Below are 16,490 nucleotides of genomic sequence, written 5' to 3' on the forward strand. Positions count from 1 at the left end.
GCGCGAGGCGCGCGGACGTGTTGAAGCTTTCGCGCGAGGCGCGCGGACGTGTTGAAGCTTTCGCGCGAGGCGCGCGGACGCGTTGAAGCTTTCGCGCGAGGCGCGCGAAAGCGCCTACTTGATGACGCCGGGCAGGAACGATTGCCAGCGCAAGCCGCGTTTGTGCGTGCCGACCGGGCTGCCTTCGCCGAGATTGTTGCCGGCGTCGTCGTTCGGTGCCGAAGAACCTGCGGTCACTGCAGGCTGAGCCGAGGCAACCTCGGGTCTGACCACGGGCGCAACGACTTGTGGTGCCGCAGGCGTCACCGTCGCCGGCAGTGGCGAGGCAACGGCCTTGGCCGTGCCGACTCCGTCGGCATCGCAGCAGTGCCCGGCTTCGGAATACAGGCCGGCGCCAAGAAAAGCGAGCAAGGCGGCGAGAACGACGTAGCGTGGGTGCGTGCGGTTCATCGGAATACTCATCTTGCAGGAGGGGAATGGTCGCATGCCCTCCGGGCCCGCGCCAGTGTCTAGCCTCAACGGAGAAGCAGCAATCGTGCCATCACGAAAATCCTTTTCCGATCAATGCTCCAGAGAAAATCCGCCAGCGCGTCCGCGTGTCCGTTGCGGACAGATCGGACACGTGCATCGGCGGCGGTCAGGAATTCAGATGCGCCAGCGGCGCCAAGGGTTGCAACCCGGTCTTTCGCTGCAATGCACTATCATCGATCCATGGCCATCGACCCGTCCGCTTTGCTCGCCTCGCTGTCCGCCGAACATGCGGTTTCGGGCGCCGAGCTCGCGCGGCGATTGCAGGTGACTCGCGCCGCGGTGTGGAAGCAGATCGAGCACTTGCGCGAGCTCGGCGCCCCGGTCGAAGCCGTGGCCGGCAGCGGCTATCGCCTCGCCTGGCCGCTGGAGCCGCTGGCCGCAGGCGACATCCGCGATCGACTCGACGCGGCGACGCGCACACGCCTCGCTGGGCTCAGCGTGCACTGGCGGATCGATTCGACCAATACCGAACTGCAACGACGCGCGGCTACGACGAGCGGCATCGAAGTCTGCCTTGCGGAGACACAGACCGCAGGCCGCGGCCGGCGCGGGCGCGAGTGGCAGTCGCCGCTTGGCGGCAATCTTTACTTCTCCCTGCTGCGCCGCTTCGAAGTCGGCATGGCGGAACTGTCCGGACTGAGTCTCGTCGTCGGCGTCGCCGTCGTCGACGCGCTAGCCGACTGCGGAGTCACTGCCGGCCTGAAGTGGCCGAACGACGTACTCGCGAATGGACAAAAGCTCGCCGGCATCCTGGTCGAGCTTGGCGGCGAATTCCTCGGCCCCTGTCATGCAGTGATCGGCGTCGGCATCAATCTGCGTCTGCCGGCCGCTGCGCGCCATCGCATCGACCAGCCCGCGATCGACATCGCCAGTCTGTGTCGCGAGGTTCCCTCGCGCAACGCTCTGGCGGCGCGCCTGATCACGCGCCTGGTCGATGCACTCGATCGCTTCGAGGGGCAAGGCTTTGCCGCATTCGGCGAAGCCTATGCGCGCCACGACCTGCTGCGCGGACGCAACGTGCGCGTGCTCGCTGCCGGGACAGCACACGAAGGCATCGGCGCGGGCGTGGACGAACGCGGTGCGCTGATCGTCCGTCATGGCAAGACCGACACGCACTACGACAGTGCGGAAGTTTCCGTGCGCGCGGCATGAATCCGGATACCAACGCATGAAATTGTTGATCGACCTCGGCAACTCGCGCCTGAAGTGGGCGCTGTGGAACGGCACGCAACTGCAGCGCGGCTCGACGCTCACTCATGCGCGCAGCGGCGATGGCGAGCTCGCCGAAGGCGCTTCTGCAGCGGTGGACTTTTCCTTGTTGTGGAAGGAGTTGCCGCCGGTCAACGCAATCTGGGTCGCCTCGGTCGCGGCGAGCACACTCGAGCAGACGCTGACGCGTTCGCTCAACGAAAGCTTCGCTGTCCCCGTGCGCTATGCGCGCAGTCCGGCCGCAGCCTGTGGCGTGCACAATGCCTACTCGGCTCCGGCGCGCCTCGGCATCGACCGCTTCCTCGGCATGGTCGCTGCGCACCGCGAAAACGCCGGTGCGGCCGTCATCGCAAGCTGCGGCACGGCGCTTGCGCTCGATGCGGTCGGTGCCGACGGCCGCCATCTCGGCGGTCTGATCGCACCCGCGCCGCCGCTGATGCGCCAAGCCTTGCTCGAACGCACCGCGCGCCTGGGCGAGCTGACACCCGCGCCGATCACCGAATTCGCCGACACAACTGCAGGCGCGGTCGAGTCGGGCACCTGGCTGGCCGCAGTCGCGCTGGTCGAACGTTTCGCGCGGCATGCGCATGCGGCGTTCGGCATGACGCCCGCGCTGATTCTCAGTGGTGGCGGCGCCAAACGCCTGGCGCCACTGCTCGAGCTCGAGCATCGCTACGAACCCGATCTCGTTTTGCGCGGGCTCTCACACTTCGCCGACGCGGACGGCAAGTGATCGCTGCGGCGCGCTGCTAGAATCCGCAGTCCGCCGAATTCGCCAACCGATCACCCACGGATGTTCGTTCGCGTCCTTTTCCTGCTCTTGCTCGCACTCGATATCGGCGCGGGATGCTGGCTGTATTTCGCGCCGCGCGCGCGCCTGGCCGAGACCCCGGCCGCAGACCCTGGTGTAGCCAAGCTCGTGCTGCTCAGCGAAACCGACCACAGCACACCCGCCGCAATGCCCGCGCCACCGAAGCCGGTCACGGATGCTTCCGGGGAGACCTGCTTTTCCATCGGCGCGTTCGCGACCCAGGCCGACGTGCGCGCGGCGGTCAAGGCGCTGACGCCGCTCGTCGCGCGCATCCAGTTTCGCGAAACACGTGTCACCGAAGTACGCGGCTACTGGGTCTACCTGCCTGCTCCCGGTAACCGCGAGCGCGCCCTCGACATCGCCCGTCAGCTCTCGAGCAAGGGCATCAGCGACTACTACGTCGTCACCGCGGGCGAGCAGCCGAACGCGATTTCGCTCGGCCTGTTCCGCGAACAAACGAATGCCGACAAGCGTCTCGCCGAGATTCGCGCGCTCGGCTTCAAGCCGGAGACGGTCCAACGCAGTGACGAGGTGCCGATCTATTGGATCGATTTCGCGCAGGTGGGCAACGCGCCAATCGACTGGCGCGCCCAGGTGCCGGCGCGCAGCGAGCTGCACGCACAGCCTATCGATTGTTTTTGAACGACGGGTTTCGTGCGAAAATATCCCTGCGCCCACGCATCGTGTGCGGGCAGCGAGAGTCGTCCCGTTGCCGCTTTAGCTCAGTTGGTAGAGCAACCGCCTTGTAAGCGGTAGGTCATCCGTTCAAATCGGATAAGCGGCACCAAAAAAATCAACGCCTTACGTCGGTGCGACGCAAAGTGTTCGTTGCAGTAGGGTTGTCCGTCAGATAACCGTCGGTCAGTGCCTTGACCAAGGCGACGAGATCGTCAATCTCGGTGATGCTCGGACGGCACACCCGCCGCGCGATCGTCTTCACCAAAGCGCGTCGACAGGGTGAGCGTCACCTTCCGCGCGCAACGCCCGACCACCATACCGCCCACGAAGCCGGGGCCGACGAGCGCAAGCATCGACGACACGCCCACGCGCGGATGCCGGACTTTCGCCACTGGCGTTCGTCACGCGCCAGCGGCGCCTTTTTCGATTGTCAGAGAAACTGCATCAGGGCAGCGTGAACAACAGGCCCTGCGCGGCCCCCGACACGTTGTCCGCGCCGAACAGCATCACGCCGAGGGCCGGCGTATTGGTGTTCTCCGCGGTGACTGAGAAGCTCATCGAGCCCGAGCCGTTCACCGGCACCGTCGGCGAGGATGAGAAGGTGACGGCCGGAGTGATGCCGTTCAGCCAGCCCTGGCCCGGCATCTGCGCGCCGCCGCCGTCCGTGCCGTAATAGGCCAGCGAGTACCTGATCCGCGGGTTGGCCGCGTTCATGCCCAGGGACGCCATGGTGACCGGCAGTTGCAGCGTCGAGTTGTCGGTCGGCTGGGTGATGGTGAACAGCAGGGTGCCGCTGCCGTTGATATTGCAGTTGGCGTCCGTCGGGAAGATCGCCGTCGCGAACTGCGACAGCAACAGCGACGTGCTGAGCGCGTTCCCGTTGATGCCGATCAGGATCTTGTTCGGCGTGAACGAACTCGGGTTGCCCGAGGTGTCGATGCAGATGTCGAATTCCTGTTTGGCCAGCGTCGTAGAAGTGCGGTTGTGCGTGTTGATGCCGAAGACGACATTGGTCCCCGAGATCCGCGCGCCGATGGCACGCACATCGGCCTGCTCGACGCCTTGCGGTGTCGGCTGGTACTGGCCGAGGATGAAGGGCGTCGGCGTGCTGGAAAGCTGGCCGCCAGCGTTCGTCAGGTTGATCGTCGTGCCGCTCTGCACGCCGGCCAGATTGGCACGACTGTGCGCCACCAGGTAGTACGGGACCGTCAGCTTCACGTTGCCGTTCAGCCGTGAGTTCGAAGGCGTCAGCGTGATATAGCCGCCGATGTCCTGGAACCCGGTACCTCCGCCCACGGCGTTGGCTGGCACCTGCAGCGTCACCGGAAAGCTGGCATCCGCATTCGCGTTCACGATCACCGAGGCCGGTGTCGTCACAACCGTGCCCGCCGGCCCGGTGCTCTTCGTGGTGGTGATGTTGAACTGCACCGCCTTAGGAGAAGCGTTGTGGACGGTGACCGTATTCGTGGCGTTGAAGTTGGTCAGCAGGTCGGCGAAACCGAACGACACGCTCTCTTCGGGCGTGCGCACGACCGCCTGCGTGGCGGTAGCCGCCTGCGCCTGCGCGAGGCCGGCGCCTTCGTTGCGTTGCAACAGGTCCTGCAGCAGTGCCGGTGACGAGGTCTGGACGACGGCGGCGCGAAGATCGGCCTGCGACCAGCCGGGGTGCGCCTGTTTGGCCAGCGCGGCGACACCAGCGACGACCGGCGTCGCCATCGAGGTGCCCGAGAGGAGCTGGAAGCCGTTGCCGGTGCCGGAAGCGACCGAGACCACCGAGGTACCCGGCGCCGTAATGCCCGGGCGCAGCACGCTGTCGCCGATGCGCGGGCCGCCCGACGAGAAGCTCGCGATGCGTTCGAAGCCGGGGTTGGCGATAGCGCCGGCATTGGTGGCGACGGCGCTCGCCGGCGCCGGACCGCCGGTCGGGCCGGTGAGCGCGGTGGCGTCGGCCTGTGCGATGCCGAAGAACGGGATCGTCACCGGCTCGTAGATATTGCCTGAATTCGGGTCGCTGGCGCCGCCGGGAATCTGACCCTCATAGGGAGGCAACCCGGCGGAAGAGTTGATCATCGCCGCTGCGGCAGCGCCGAAGTGCTGGGCGGCGCCGGCACGGAAGGAGCGCGCACAGGTGCCGCGCAGACTCACGACGACCTTGCCGGCCAGGCTGACGCCGGTGACCGCGGGGTCGTATTCGTTCGGGTTGCAGCCGAGCGAGACCGTGCCGTCCGCATTGCGCAGTACCCGGATCGGATAGCTGGTGCCGTTGGCGAAGACCGCGCTGTTGGAATTCTGTGCCGTCAGTGTCGAGCCCCCGGACAGCGCGAGCGAGACCGACGGGATGCTGGCTAGCGCATCGGTGGCGGCCACCGAGATAGCGCCTTCGAAAACGGCCGGTGCGCTGGTGATGTAAGGAATCTGCCCGGCGTTGCCCGAGGCGGCGACGACCAGGATGCCGGCCGCCGCAGCATTGGCCACTGCCTGCGCCTCGGCCAGGCTGCCGGCGTCGCCGTTGCCGGTGTTGCCAAAGTTGGAACCCAGCGACATGCTGATCACGTCCATGTCGTTGGCCACCGCCCAGTCGATGGCTTCGGCAACGACGTTGGTGGTGCCACTGCAGCCGAACACGCGCACCGAGTAGACGTCCGCCAGCGGCGCGACGCCAGGGCCGATCGAGAAGGCGCCAGGCGTGTAGGCGGCGGCGGTGTACGGGCCGGTGTAGCGGACACCGGCAGCGGTGACGCCGAAGCCCGCGGCCGTGCCGGCGACGTGGCTGCCGTGGCCGACGCTGCCGGAGGTGTAGACGCAGTCCAGCGGATTCGGGTCGGGCACCGGCGTGTTGCTTCCGGTGTAGGCGTCACCTACGAGATCGGTGCCGCCCTTGACCTTGGGCGCCGCGGGGCCGACGAGCGTGGGATCGGGCGCCGCGCTGTCGGTGGCCTTGGCCGAGTTGTAGGCGGCCACCGTGCCCGGGCCGCCGAAGTCGGCGTGGGTGTAGTCGATGCCGGTGTCCACGATGGCGATCTTCACCCCCTGGCCCTGGAAGGCGCCGGCAGCGGACTGCCAGGCCTGCGGCGCTCCCACGAGGTTCACCTCGTTGACGTTGAGACGTTCGTAGGTGCCGACCGCCTTCACGTCGACCACGCCCGGCAGGCCGCGTAGCTGCGCGACGCGATTGCGCGGAATCTGGACCTTGATGCCGTCGATGGCGCTCTGCAGGAGCGCGAGTACCGTGCCGCCGAGGTGCTCGATCGCCGGCTGCGCCGCATGCTGCTCGGCCAGACGCGCCTTGATGACCGAGTCGCGCTCACCACGCGCGAGCTTGCGACCGAGCCGCTTCTGCATCGCGGCCACCGGCTCACCCGCGAGTACCACCATCACCGTCACGGGCCGCGTATCGGCGCCGCGCGGGACGAAGGCTTGGTCGAGCACCGTGCCGCTCGGCACCGGCCGGAACAGCTCCTGCGCCATTGACGGCAGGGTGACGGAAGAAGCCAACGCGACGACGGCAATGCCGACTGCCGATTTGCGAAGAACGCGAGACATCATCACTTCCCCTAGTGGTTGACCTTGTCCTTACCCGTTCTGCGAAGAACGATTTCCTGTCACGCGCGCCAAACCGATCGCCGCAAGCAGACTGCCGAGCAAGCCCAGCAGCCACGGTGAGAGCAAGGGCGCCGGCACCGCTGGGGAAGCCACCGTCTCCGCCAGCGCTTGTTCCGTCGCCGTGGCAGTGTAGTTGCCGTCGCCTGCGTAGAACGCGCTCAGCAGGTGCGTCCCCGGGCTCGAGAATGTGGTCGTGCAACTCGCCGTCGAACTCGTCGCCGTCGTCGCAGTCAGTGCCGATGCGCACAGCAGCGTACCGCCCGTGCAGCTTGCATTGATCGTCGCGGCGCCGTCGCAGAAGGTCACCGTACCCGTCGGCGGATCGCCCGTCACCGTTGCGGTCAGCGTTACGCTGTGTCCCACGACGACCGGGTTCGGCGATACCACAAGCGTCAGCGTTGTGGCGTCCTGACCGATGCTCAGCGTCTGCGTTGCGGTGCCCGTGGTGTAGCTGCCGTTGCCCGCCTGCGTCGCTACGATCGCACAATTATTCGTGCCCGCTGTGATGCCGGTGACGACGCCCGCGCTCGTCACCGTGCAATCCGTCGATGTCGTCGAGAATGTGATCGGATTGCCTGAATTCGGCAACGCGCTGCTCGCGGTCACTGTGCCCGTTCCATTTACTCTCACTGTCGGCGCCGCGCCGAACGTAAGCGTCTGCGGCGCCACGCCAATTGCCACATTCTGCGTGACCTGCGCGGCATTGTTGTAGTTGCCGTTACCAGCCTGATCGGCAGCAAGGGTGCAAGTGCCGGCGCCAAGCATCGTCACCGTCGTGCCGCTGACCGAGCACACGCTGCCGGTAAGCGAGGAGTAGGCAATCGCATTGCCCGAGTTCGGCGTCGCGCTCGTCGCCAGCGGATTGATCGCAAACGTACCGCTCGGCACGAAAGCATGGCTCGCCGGACTCTGCGCAGCAAAGGTGATGGTCTGGTTCGCCTTGCCGATGCTGAAGGTCTGCGTCGCCGTGCCCGCAGCGTAGTTCGCATCGCCCGCCTGCGTCGCAACGATCGCACAATTGTTCGTGCCCGCGTTGATGCCGCTCACCGTCCCCGCGCTCGTCACCGAGCAGTCGGTCGAACTCGTTGAGTACGTAATCGGATTGCCCGAGTTCGGACTCGCACTCGTCGCGCTCACCGTGCCCGTGCCGTTCACGTTCACCGTCGGCGCCGCGCCGAACGTAAGCGTCTGCGGCGCCACGCCAATTGCCACATTCTGCGTGACCTGCGCGGCATTGTTGTAGTTGCCGTTACCAGCCTGATCGGCAGCAAGGGTGCAAGTGCCGGCGCCAAGCATCGTCACCGTCGTGCCGCTCACCGAGCACACGCCGCCGGTAAGCGAGGAATAGGTAACCGCATTGCCCGAATTCGGCGTCGCGCTTATCGCCAGCGGATTGATCACAAACGTGCCGCTCGGCACGAAAGCCTGGCTCGCCGGACTCTGCGCACCAAAGGTGATGGTCTGGTTCGCCTTGCCGATGCTGAAGGTCTGCGTCGCGGTGCCCGTGTTGTAGCTGCCGTTGCCCGCCTGGGTCGCAACGATCGCACAATTGTTCGTGCCCGCTGTAATGCCGGTGACAACACCCGCGCTCGTCACCGTGCAATCCGTCGATGTCGTCGAGAATGTGATCGGATTGCCTGAATTCGGCAACGCGCTGCTCGCGCTCACCGTGCCCGTGCCGTTCACTTTCACCGTCGGCGCCGCGCCGAACGTCAGCGTTTGATTAGCGGTCACGTAGGTGAACTGGTCCGCAGCCGAGATCGCGCTCGTGCCGACCGCTGTGGTTACCGTCACGTCGACCGTCCCCGCTCCCGTGGACGCCGGCGTGGATGCCGTAATCTGTGTTGCGCTGTCGACGCTGTAGCTGGCTGCATCGATCGCACCGAACTTCACCGCGCTGGCGCCGGTGAAACCCGTGCCGGTGATCGTCACGGATGTGCCGCCCGGCACCGGGCCCGATGCGGGCGAAACAGAGGTAACTGACGGAGGGCTGAGGACGACGCTGACGTCGTCGAGATCGATGAAGGCGACCTGATCAGTGGCGAGGAACTGGATTCGCGAGGTCGATGAGGTCGCATTCACGGTCAGCGTCACCTGCGTCCATGACGTGGCAAGCAAAGCCGAGTCCCAGATGCAATTCCCGCTGCAGCTTCCCAGTGTACCGGTCAGACTCCCCGAGCCGAACAAGACCTGCAGTTCGGAAGGTTGGGAGACATTGTTTGGATCGAACTCCGCTTGGTACCAGAAACTGATCGTGTACGTTGCGCCCGCAACCGTGGGGAAGTCCTGGTAGATCGAGGAGGTTTGGGGATTGCCGAAATAAGCCTCGTACGTCCCCGAATGGGGGGACTGGCTATCCACTGCGTCCCATACCGGATCCAAGTTTGTCGACCACGAGGAAAAATCGCCGGTTTCAAACCCAGGATTGCTCAGAAGATTCTGCGCGTGCACGCTTGTTGCAAGCGAAAGCGCGAAAAAAAAAGAAATCAGCGCGGACGCGAACCTGGAAGCTCGCCTTTGCGCAGGAGCAGAGGAGCGCAGTGCCGCGGGCGCTGCCAAATCGACAGTCTTGCCAGAAGACGCCGCCAACCAGAAATGGGCATTCATGTAGTGATGCACCCGACTCTCTCCCCCAGAGCGTTGGCGTTGCAGATGATAATACACGATCCGGTCAATCGCAGGATATGCCGTCAGCGCACTCTTGCGGCTGAACTGCGCGGATGCTTACGCAGCATCCAGATGGCTCCGAACCGAAGTGGTCCATCGCAATTGAGCGGAGGGAACATGCAGCCGAACGGCCTGGGAATGCTTGTCAGCATGTGCCTCATCGAAAAACCGTCAATGACGAACTTCGACCACTCATCGAGAAACGCTTGGATACTATGACGAGCGGAGAAACTATCCAGCTAGTCAGTACGGTTAAGGGCAATGTGATATGGACTGGCTAAGGGACACTTTTGGGACAGCTTGAGGACAAAAGTGGGCCTCGTAAGCGGTAGGTCGTCCGTTCGATTCGGACAAGCGGCACCAACGATACAGTTCGCCCCGGCTCCGCCGACGCGGGATTTATCTTTTCCTCCCTCTTGAATCCTTGCCGCACAGGCGCATATCTCCCGCGCCGGCGATCGTTGCAAGGGGAAATCTTCGCCGCTAAACTTGGCACTCAGCACACCGGAGTGCTAACAATCCGGACAAATTTCCAATTTTTCAATCAGTTGAGGATACGCTTATGAAGCTTCGTCCATTGCATGATCGCGTGATCATCAAGCGCCTGGAGGCCGAAACCAAGTCGGCCGGCGGCATCGTCATTCCCGACACCGCGACCGAGAAGCCGATCAAGGGCGAGGTCATCGCGGTCGGCGCCGGCAAGATTCTCGAGAACGGCAACGTGCGCGCGCTCGCGGTCAAGGCCGGCGACAAGGTGCTGTTCGGCAAGTACTCGGGCACCGAAGTGAAGGTCGACGGCGAAGAGCTGCTCGTGATGCGCGAGGAAGACCTCGTCGCCGTGATCGAGGGCTGAGCACGAGCGCTTGCGCGATGCCTGAGGCATTGCGCGCGAGTGCGAAGGCCGCAGGCAGGATGCAGAAGGATGGGTTGCTTGGCGAGGCAGGAGCCGAGCCTAGCAACATCCAGCCCGCGAAGCGGGCGCAGCATCCCAGCCACCAAACCATTCAACGAAGAACATTCCAAATTCCCTAGAGGTAGTTAGTCATGGCATCTAAAGAGATTCGTTTCGGTGAAGACGCGCGCGCCAAGATCCTGCGCGGCGTGAACACCTTGGCCAATGCGGTCAAGGCCACCCTCGGCCCGAAGGGCCGCAACGTCGTGCTCGACAAGAGCTTCGGCGCGCCGACGATCACCAAGGACGGCGTGTCCGTCGCCAAGGAGATCGAGCTGGCCGACAAGTTCGAGAACATGGGCGCGCAGATGGTCAAGGAAGTCGCTTCCAAGACCTCCGACGTCGCCGGTGACGGCACCACCACCGCGACCGTGCTTGCACAGGCGCTGATCCGCGAAGGCCTCAAGGCCGTCGCCGCGGGCATGAACCCGATGGACCTCAAGCGCGGCATCGACAAGGCCGTGATCGGCGCGGTCGCCGAGCTGAAGAACCTGTCCAAGCCGTCGGCGGACAACAAGTCGATCGCCCAGGTCGGCACGATCTCCGCGAACGGCGACACCAACATCGGCGACATCATTGCCGAAGCGATGAACAAGGTCGGCAAGGAAGGCGTGATCACGGTTGAAGAAGGTTCGGGTCTCGAGAACGAGCTCGACGTCGTCGAGGGCATGCAGTTCGACCGCGGCTACCTCTCGCCGTACTTCATCAACAACCAGCAGTCGCAGCAGGTCGAGCTCGAAGATCCGTACATCCTCCTGCACGACAAGAAGATCTCGAACGTGCGCGAACTCCTGCCGGTGCTCGAAGGCGTGGCCAAGGCCGGCAAGCCGCTGCTGATCGTCGCCGAGGAAGTCGAAGGCGAAGCGCTGGCGACCCTCGTCGTCAACACGATCCGCGGCATCGTCAAGGTTGCGGCCGTGAAGGCGCCGGGCTTCGGCGATCGTCGCAAGGCGATGCTCGAAGACATGGCCATCCTGACCGGCGGCCAGGTCATTTCCGAAGAAGTTGGCCTCTCGCTCGAGAAGGCAACGCTCAAGGATCTCGGCCGCGCAAAGAAGATCGTCATCACCAAGGAAAACTCCACGATCATCGACGGTGCGGGCGAAGGCAAGGCCATCGAATCGCGCATCGCGCAGATCAAGGCGCAGATCGAAGAAACCTCGTCCGACTACGACCGCGAGAAGCTGCAGGAGCGCGTGGCCAAGCTGGCAGGCGGCGTGGCGGTGATCAAGGTGGGCGCCGCAACCGAAGTAGAAATGAAAGAGAAGAAGGCGCGTGTCGAAGACGCCCTGCACGCCACGCGTGCGGCGGTGGAAGAAGGCGTGGTGCCGGGCGGCGGCGTGGCCCTGATTCGCGCGTTGGATGCGATCAAGAAATTGAAGGGCGACAACGAAGACCAGACGCACGGCATCGTCATCGCGCGTCGCGCGATGGAAGCGCCGCTGCGCGAAATCGTCGCCAACTGCGGCGATGAGCCGAGCGTCGTGTTGAACAAGGTCGCCGGCGGCAAAGGCAACTACGGCTACAACGCCGCGAACGGCGAGTACGGCGACATGGTCGAGTTCGGCATCCTCGATCCGACCAAGGTCACGCGCACCGCGCTGCAGAACGCCGCGTCGATTGCCGGTCTCGTCATCACGACGGAAGCCATGGTCGCCGAAGCGCCGAAGAAGGACGAAGGCCACAGCCACGGCGCGCCGGGTGGCGGCATGGGCGGCATGGGCGGCGGGATGGATTTCTGAGCAGTCCCAACGTTTGAAGCCTCAAGAGAAGCCCCGCGTTTGCGGGGCTTCTTTTTTTACTGGACGTCCCACAGCGCATTTCCCCGATGGCAGGCCACGCTCAGCGGCATCGTCGCCCACGCGCGTGCGCGAATGCGCCGATCAGCATGACGAGCAGCAGCATCGCGCGACGATCGAGCGGTGCTGCAACTGATGCGGGAGCCGCATAGGCCCGAGAGCATCGCCCAAGAAATCCGCCCTGCGGCAAAGCAAGGCCGCGGGCTCTGCCACCCGCGCCTTCTTTCCCGCTTGAGGAGTTGGCCGATCCGGCCCAAACTTCGCCCTCCCTTGCAAACCCGAACGACCAAGATGACCCATCCCCGCCTCGCCCTCGTCACTGCTGCCGCCGCGCGAGACCTCGATGAAGACTTGCCGCCGCTTGCCGATGCGCTGCACGAATACGGCCTGCCTTTCGATATCGTGAATTGGGACGACGCGCGAATCGACTGGTCGCGCTACGATTTCGCCGTGCTGCGCTCGACCTGGGATTACACGACCCGCTTGCACGAATTTCTCGACTGGGCCGACCGCGTGAGCCGAGCGACGCGCCTCGTCAATCCGCTCGACGTCATCCGCTGGAACACCGACAAGCACTACCTCGGCGACCTCGCGCGTGCGGGCGTGACGAGCGTGGCCAGCCACTTCATCGAACCGGGCGAAGACGCGGCCACCCTGCTCGACCGCTTCCTGCACAAACACGCAGCGGGCGAGTTCGTAGTCAAGCCCAGCGTCGGCGCGGGCTCGCGCGATGCACAGCGTTACGGGCGCGAGGAACATGCCGCCGCGCTCGCGCATGCGCAGCGCCTGCTCGATGCGGGACGCAGTGTGCTGCTGCAACCGTATCTCGATCGAGTCGACGAGCACGGCGAGACGGCATTGATCTTCTTCGACGGCGTCTTCAGCCACGCGATCCGCAAGGGACCGCTGCTCAAGCGCGGCGAAGGCCCGACCCGCGCGCTGTTCGCCGCCGAGCACATCACGCCGCGCACGCCGACAGCCGACGAATTGCGCGTCGCCGCAGACGCGCTCGCCGAGATACCGTACGAGAAACCGCTGCTTTACGCCCGCGTCGACCTGATCCTCGATGGCGCGGGTAAGCCGTGCGTGCTCGAACTCGAGCTGACCGAACCCTCGCTGTTCTTCGCACATGCGAAGGGCGCGGCTCTGCGGTTCGTGGAAGCGATCGCGCAACGGCTGGGGTAACCGCGCGGTAAATTGCAATCTGCGGCACCGCGCCACATCCTGCGAAGCGGGGATCGCGATAGACTTGGCGCATGTTCCGACATGCGCAAGCGCTCGGCAACCGCGGCCCGGATCACGCATCGTCGTGGTTCCGCTCGGGCGAGGGCCGTCGCTACCTGCGCCACTTCGGTGGATTGATCGCGCTGAAGATCACTCTGCTCGCGATCCTGTACTTCGTTTTCGTCGCGCCACAGCCGCGCGCGGACACGTCGCCCGATCATGTGTTCGATGCCGTCCGCGGCGCACACGACACAACCGCCGTCAGTCAGCCTCGAAGCGAGCCCACGCCATGATCGACAACGACGTCGTCACCCTGTCACGCCTGCAATTCGCCCTGACCGCGCTCTACCACTTCCTGTTCGTGCCGCTGACCTTGGGTCTGTCGTGGATCCTCGCGATCATGGAGGCGGTGTACGTGATGACTGGGCGCGAGATCTGGAAACGCATGACCCAGTTCTGGGGCGTGCTGTTCGGTATCAACTTCGCGATGGGCGTGGCGACCGGGGTGACGATGGAGTTCCAGTTCGGCACCAACTGGGCTTACTACTCGCACTACGTCGGTGACGTATTCGGCACGCCGCTCGCGATCGAAGGCCTGATGGCGTTTTTCCTCGAGGCGACGTTCATCGGCCTGTTCTTCTTCGGCTGGGACCGGCTGTCGAAGGTGAAGCACCTGATCGTCACCACGCTGCTCGCGCTCGGCACGAACCTGTCCGCGTTGTGGATCCTGATCGCCAATGCGTGGATGCAGAATCCGGTCGGCGCCGAGTTCAATCTCGACACGATGCGCATGGAAGTCACTTCGTTCGCGACGGTGATGTTCAATCCGGTCGCGCAGTCGAAGTTCGTGCACACGGTCAGCGCGGGCTACACGCTCGGCGCGATGTTCGTGTTGTCGATCAGCGCCTGGTACCTGCTCAAGGGCCGCAACATCGAATTCGCCAAGCGCTCGATGACGGTGGCTGCGAGCTTCGGCCTCGCTTCGGCGCTCAGCGTGGTCGTGCTCGGCGACGAGTCGGGCTACACCGTATCGGAAAACCAGAAGATGAAGCTGGCCGCAATCGAGGCGATGTGGGAGACGGAGAAACCGCCTGCCTCGTTCACCGCGTTCGGCTGGCCGGACGTGGCCGAGCGCAAGACGCATTTCGCGATTCACGTGCCTTGGGTCATGGGCATCATCGGCACGCGCTCGCTCGACGGCGTGTTGCCCGGCATCCACCAGCTCGTCGACGAGGCCGGGCAGCGCATCGAGAGCGGACGCATCGCCTACGCCGCGATGCTGCGCCTGCGCGCCGATCGCAACGATGCGCAGGCGCGCTCGGACTTCGACGCGCACAAGAAAGATCTCGGCTACGCGCTGCTGCTGCGCAAGGTCGTCGCCGACCCCGCGCAAGCCAGCGCAGCGGACGTGCAGACCGCGGCCAGCAGCATCATCCCGAACGTGCCCGTGCTGTTCTGGTCGTTCCGCCTCATGGTCGGCTGCGGCCTCTATTTCATCGCGCTGTTCGCCTATTCGTTTTGGCTCGCATCGAAGCGACGGCTTGATGCACAACGCTGGTATCTCAAACTCGTGCTGTACAGTCTGCCGCTGCCCTGGCTCGCGATCGAGCTTGGCTGGATCGTCGCCGAATACGGCCGCCAGCCGTGGGCGATCGAAGGCGTGCTGCCGACCGCGCTTGGTGTGTCCTCGGTCTCCGCGGGACAGGTGCTGTTTTCGCTTTGTGGATTTGTGGTTTTCTATACCGCACTCGCCGTCGTCGATTTCTTCCTGATGCGCAAGTACGTGCGACGCGGGCCGGACGGGTTGGGCATCTGGCCAGAAGCAAACACCGCTGCGGGAGCCGTGTCATGATTGACTACGAAAGCCTGCGTCTCGTCTGGTGGCTGATCCTCGGCGTGCTGCTGATCGGCTTCGCGATCATGGACGGCTTCGACTTCGGCATTGCCGCACTGCTGCGCGTGCTCGGCCGCAACGACGAGGAGCGCCGCGTGCTGCTCGAAACCGTCGAGCCCGTGTGGGAAGGCAACCAGGTCTGGTTCATCCTCGCCGGCGGCGCCGTGTTTGCGGCGTGGCCGTTCGTCTACGCGATCGCGTTCTCGGGGTTGTATCCGGCGATGTTCTTGCTGCTCGCCGCGTTCATCCTGCGCCCGGTCGGCTTCGGCTACCGCAACAAACTCGCCGATCCGCGCTGGCGCAGCGCCTGGGACTGGGCGCTGACCGCTTCGGGCCTGGTCCCGATACTGATCTTCGGCGTCGCCTTCGGCAATCTGTTCCTCGGCCTGCCGTTCCGCCTCGACGCGGAAATGCGCATGACCTGCGCAGGCGGCTTCTTCGACCTGCTCACACCGTTCGCGCTGCTGACCGGCCTCATCAGCATCGCGATGCTGCTCGCACACGGCGCGAGCTACGCCGCGTTCAAGGCCGATGTTTCGCTTGCGGAGCGCGCCGGCAAGGTCGCACGCAGTGCCTCTCTCGTTTTCCTCGTGCTGTATCTGCTCGCCGGCGCGGTGCTCGCGTTCGGCCTGCCCGGCTACGCGATCGTTTCGCCGATCCACGGCGATGCGCCGTCCAATCCGCTGCTCAAGCAGGTCGTGATGCAAGGCCGCTGGTTCGCGGGCTACGCCGCGCATCCGCTGTTCTGGTTCGCGCCTGCGCTTGCCCTTGCGGCGGCAGTAGGCAACCTCGTAATGATTGCAGCGAAGAAGTACTTCGCCGCGTTTCTCGCCAGTTCACTGGTGTGCGCCGGCACGATCCTCTCGGCCGGATTCGCGCTGTTCCCGTTCCTGATGCCGTCGAGCCTCGATCCGAACAGCAGCCTGACGGTCTGGGATGCTTCGTCGAGCCAGCGCACGCTCGGCATCATGCTAGTGGTCGTGATCGTGTTCTTGCCGATCGTGCTCGCCTACACGGGCTGGGTCTACCGCGTGCTGCGCGGTCGCGTGACATTCGAGCACATCAAGCACCACCTCGGATATTGAAAACTGCGGCCAGGCATGGCCGCTTAGTGACCATCGC

At 64.8% G+C, this 16,490-nt stretch carries 13 protein-coding genes and 1 tRNA gene; 10 read left to right on the forward strand and 4 right to left on the reverse strand.

The features are described 5' to 3' along the window. Positions 1-114 precede the first annotated feature (114 nt). Positions 115-450 (reverse strand): hypothetical protein, encoded by a 336-nt coding sequence (locus tag F455_RS0102200; protein ID WP_018971623.1) that lies wholly within the window; start codon positions 448-450, stop codon positions 115-117. 261 nt (positions 451-711) lie between these two features. Between F455_RS0102200 and F455_RS0102205 the strand changes: the two genes are divergently transcribed. The 4 genes from F455_RS0102205 (at position 712) to F455_RS0102220 (ending at position 3,338) form a co-directional block, all read left to right on the forward strand. Then, positions 712-1,683 carry a biotin--[acetyl-CoA-carboxylase] ligase gene (locus F455_RS0102205; RefSeq protein WP_018971624.1) on the forward strand — a complete coding sequence of 324 codons (972 nt, stop codon included), beginning with the start codon at positions 712-714 and terminating at the stop codon, positions 1,681-1,683. A 16-nt stretch (positions 1,684-1,699) separates the two neighbouring features. Beyond that, positions 1,700-2,473, forward strand: a complete 774-nt coding sequence (locus tag F455_RS0102210; protein WP_018971625.1) for a type III pantothenate kinase — start codon at positions 1,700-1,702, stop codon at positions 2,471-2,473. Positions 2,474-2,533: 60 nt separating this feature from the next. Then, positions 2,534-3,193 carry an SPOR domain-containing protein gene (locus F455_RS0102215; protein WP_018971626.1) on the forward strand — a complete coding sequence of 220 codons (660 nt, stop codon included), beginning with the start codon at positions 2,534-2,536 and terminating at the stop codon, positions 3,191-3,193. A gap of 69 nt (positions 3,194-3,262) precedes the next feature. After that, positions 3,263-3,338 (forward strand) — tRNA-Thr (locus tag F455_RS0102220). Positions 3,339-3,441: 103 nt separating this feature from the next. Here the strand turns inward: F455_RS0102220 and F455_RS22785 are convergent. Genes F455_RS22785 through F455_RS0102235 form a run of 3 tightly spaced genes read right to left on the reverse strand, consistent with a single transcriptional unit; the run spans position 3,442 to position 9,193 of the window. Continuing rightward, a complete protein-coding gene (locus tag F455_RS22785; protein ID WP_157578382.1) occupies positions 3,442-3,621 on the reverse strand; it encodes a hypothetical protein in 180 nt (59 codons plus the stop codon). A gap of 52 nt (positions 3,622-3,673) precedes the next feature. After that, positions 3,674-6,772: a S8 family serine peptidase gene (locus tag F455_RS19450; protein ID WP_169337275.1), complete on the reverse strand. Its 3,099-nt coding sequence runs from the start codon at positions 6,770-6,772 to the stop codon at positions 3,674-3,676. 30 nt (positions 6,773-6,802) lie between these two features. Continuing rightward, entirely contained in the window at positions 6,803-9,193 is a 2,391-nt protein-coding gene (locus F455_RS0102235) for a beta strand repeat-containing protein (RefSeq protein ID WP_169337276.1), read from the reverse strand. Positions 9,194-10,061: 868 nt separating this feature from the next. On the opposite strand from F455_RS0102235, the gene groES reads away from it, so the two are divergent. The 6 genes from groES (at position 10,062) to cydB (ending at position 16,453) form a co-directional block, all read left to right on the forward strand. Further along, entirely contained in the window at positions 10,062-10,352 is a 291-nt protein-coding gene (gene groES / locus F455_RS0102240) for a co-chaperone GroES (protein WP_018971630.1), read from the forward strand. Between the two features lie 191 nt (positions 10,353-10,543). Further along, positions 10,544-12,193, forward strand: coding sequence for a chaperonin GroEL (gene groL / locus F455_RS0102245; protein WP_018971631.1), 1,650 nt, complete (start codon positions 10,544-10,546; stop codon positions 12,191-12,193). Between the two features lie 348 nt (positions 12,194-12,541). Further along, on the forward strand, positions 12,542-13,435 hold the full coding sequence (locus F455_RS0102250; protein WP_018971632.1) for an ATP-grasp domain-containing protein: 894 nt from the start codon (positions 12,542-12,544) through the stop codon (positions 13,433-13,435). A gap of 71 nt (positions 13,436-13,506) precedes the next feature. After that, positions 13,507-13,767: a hypothetical protein gene (locus F455_RS19455; RefSeq protein ID WP_018971633.1), complete on the forward strand. Its 261-nt coding sequence runs from the start codon at positions 13,507-13,509 to the stop codon at positions 13,765-13,767. Next, the gene (locus F455_RS0102260) at positions 13,764-15,326 is read left to right on the forward strand and encodes a cytochrome ubiquinol oxidase subunit I (protein WP_018971634.1); all 1,563 of its coding nucleotides are present in this window, start codon (positions 13,764-13,766) and stop codon (positions 15,324-15,326) included. Before F455_RS19455 ends, F455_RS0102260 begins: the two co-directional genes overlap by 4 nt. Beyond that, the gene (gene cydB / locus F455_RS0102265; RefSeq protein WP_018971635.1) at positions 15,323-16,453 is read left to right on the forward strand and encodes a cytochrome d ubiquinol oxidase subunit II; all 1,131 of its coding nucleotides are present in this window, start codon (positions 15,323-15,325) and stop codon (positions 16,451-16,453) included. Before F455_RS0102260 ends, cydB begins: the two co-directional genes overlap by 4 nt. The last annotated feature ends 37 nt before the right edge of the window (positions 16,454-16,490 follow it).

Source organism: Rudaea cellulosilytica DSM 22992 (assembly GCF_000378125.1).
GTDB classification, from domain to species: Bacteria; Pseudomonadota; Gammaproteobacteria; order Xanthomonadales; family Rhodanobacteraceae; genus Rudaea; species Rudaea cellulosilytica.

Coding starts and splice junctions, on each gene's coding strand:
- groES (WP_018971630.1), top strand. CDS start 10,062: ATGAAGCTTCGTCCATTGCATGATCGCGTGATCATCAAGCGCCTGGAG.
- F455_RS0102200 (WP_018971623.1), bottom strand. CDS start 450: ATGAACCGCACGCACCCACGCTACGTCGTTCTCGCCGCCTTGCTCGCT.
- F455_RS19450 (WP_169337275.1), bottom strand. CDS start 6,772: ATGTCTCGCGTTCTTCGCAAATCGGCAGTCGGCATTGCCGTCGTCGCG.
- F455_RS0102210 (WP_018971625.1), top strand. CDS start 1,700: ATGAAATTGTTGATCGACCTCGGCAACTCGCGCCTGAAGTGGGCGCTG.
- F455_RS0102260 (WP_018971634.1), top strand. CDS start 13,764: ATGATCGACAACGACGTCGTCACCCTGTCACGCCTGCAATTCGCCCTG.
- F455_RS0102215 (WP_018971626.1), top strand. CDS start 2,534: ATGTTCGTTCGCGTCCTTTTCCTGCTCTTGCTCGCACTCGATATCGGC.
- F455_RS19455 (WP_018971633.1), top strand. CDS start 13,507: ATGTTCCGACATGCGCAAGCGCTCGGCAACCGCGGCCCGGATCACGCA.
- groL (WP_018971631.1), top strand. CDS start 10,544: ATGGCATCTAAAGAGATTCGTTTCGGTGAAGACGCGCGCGCCAAGATC.
- F455_RS0102250 (WP_018971632.1), top strand. CDS start 12,542: ATGACCCATCCCCGCCTCGCCCTCGTCACTGCTGCCGCCGCGCGAGAC.
- cydB (WP_018971635.1), top strand. CDS start 15,323: ATGATTGACTACGAAAGCCTGCGTCTCGTCTGGTGGCTGATCCTCGGC.
- F455_RS0102205 (WP_018971624.1), top strand. CDS start 712: ATGGCCATCGACCCGTCCGCTTTGCTCGCCTCGCTGTCCGCCGAACAT.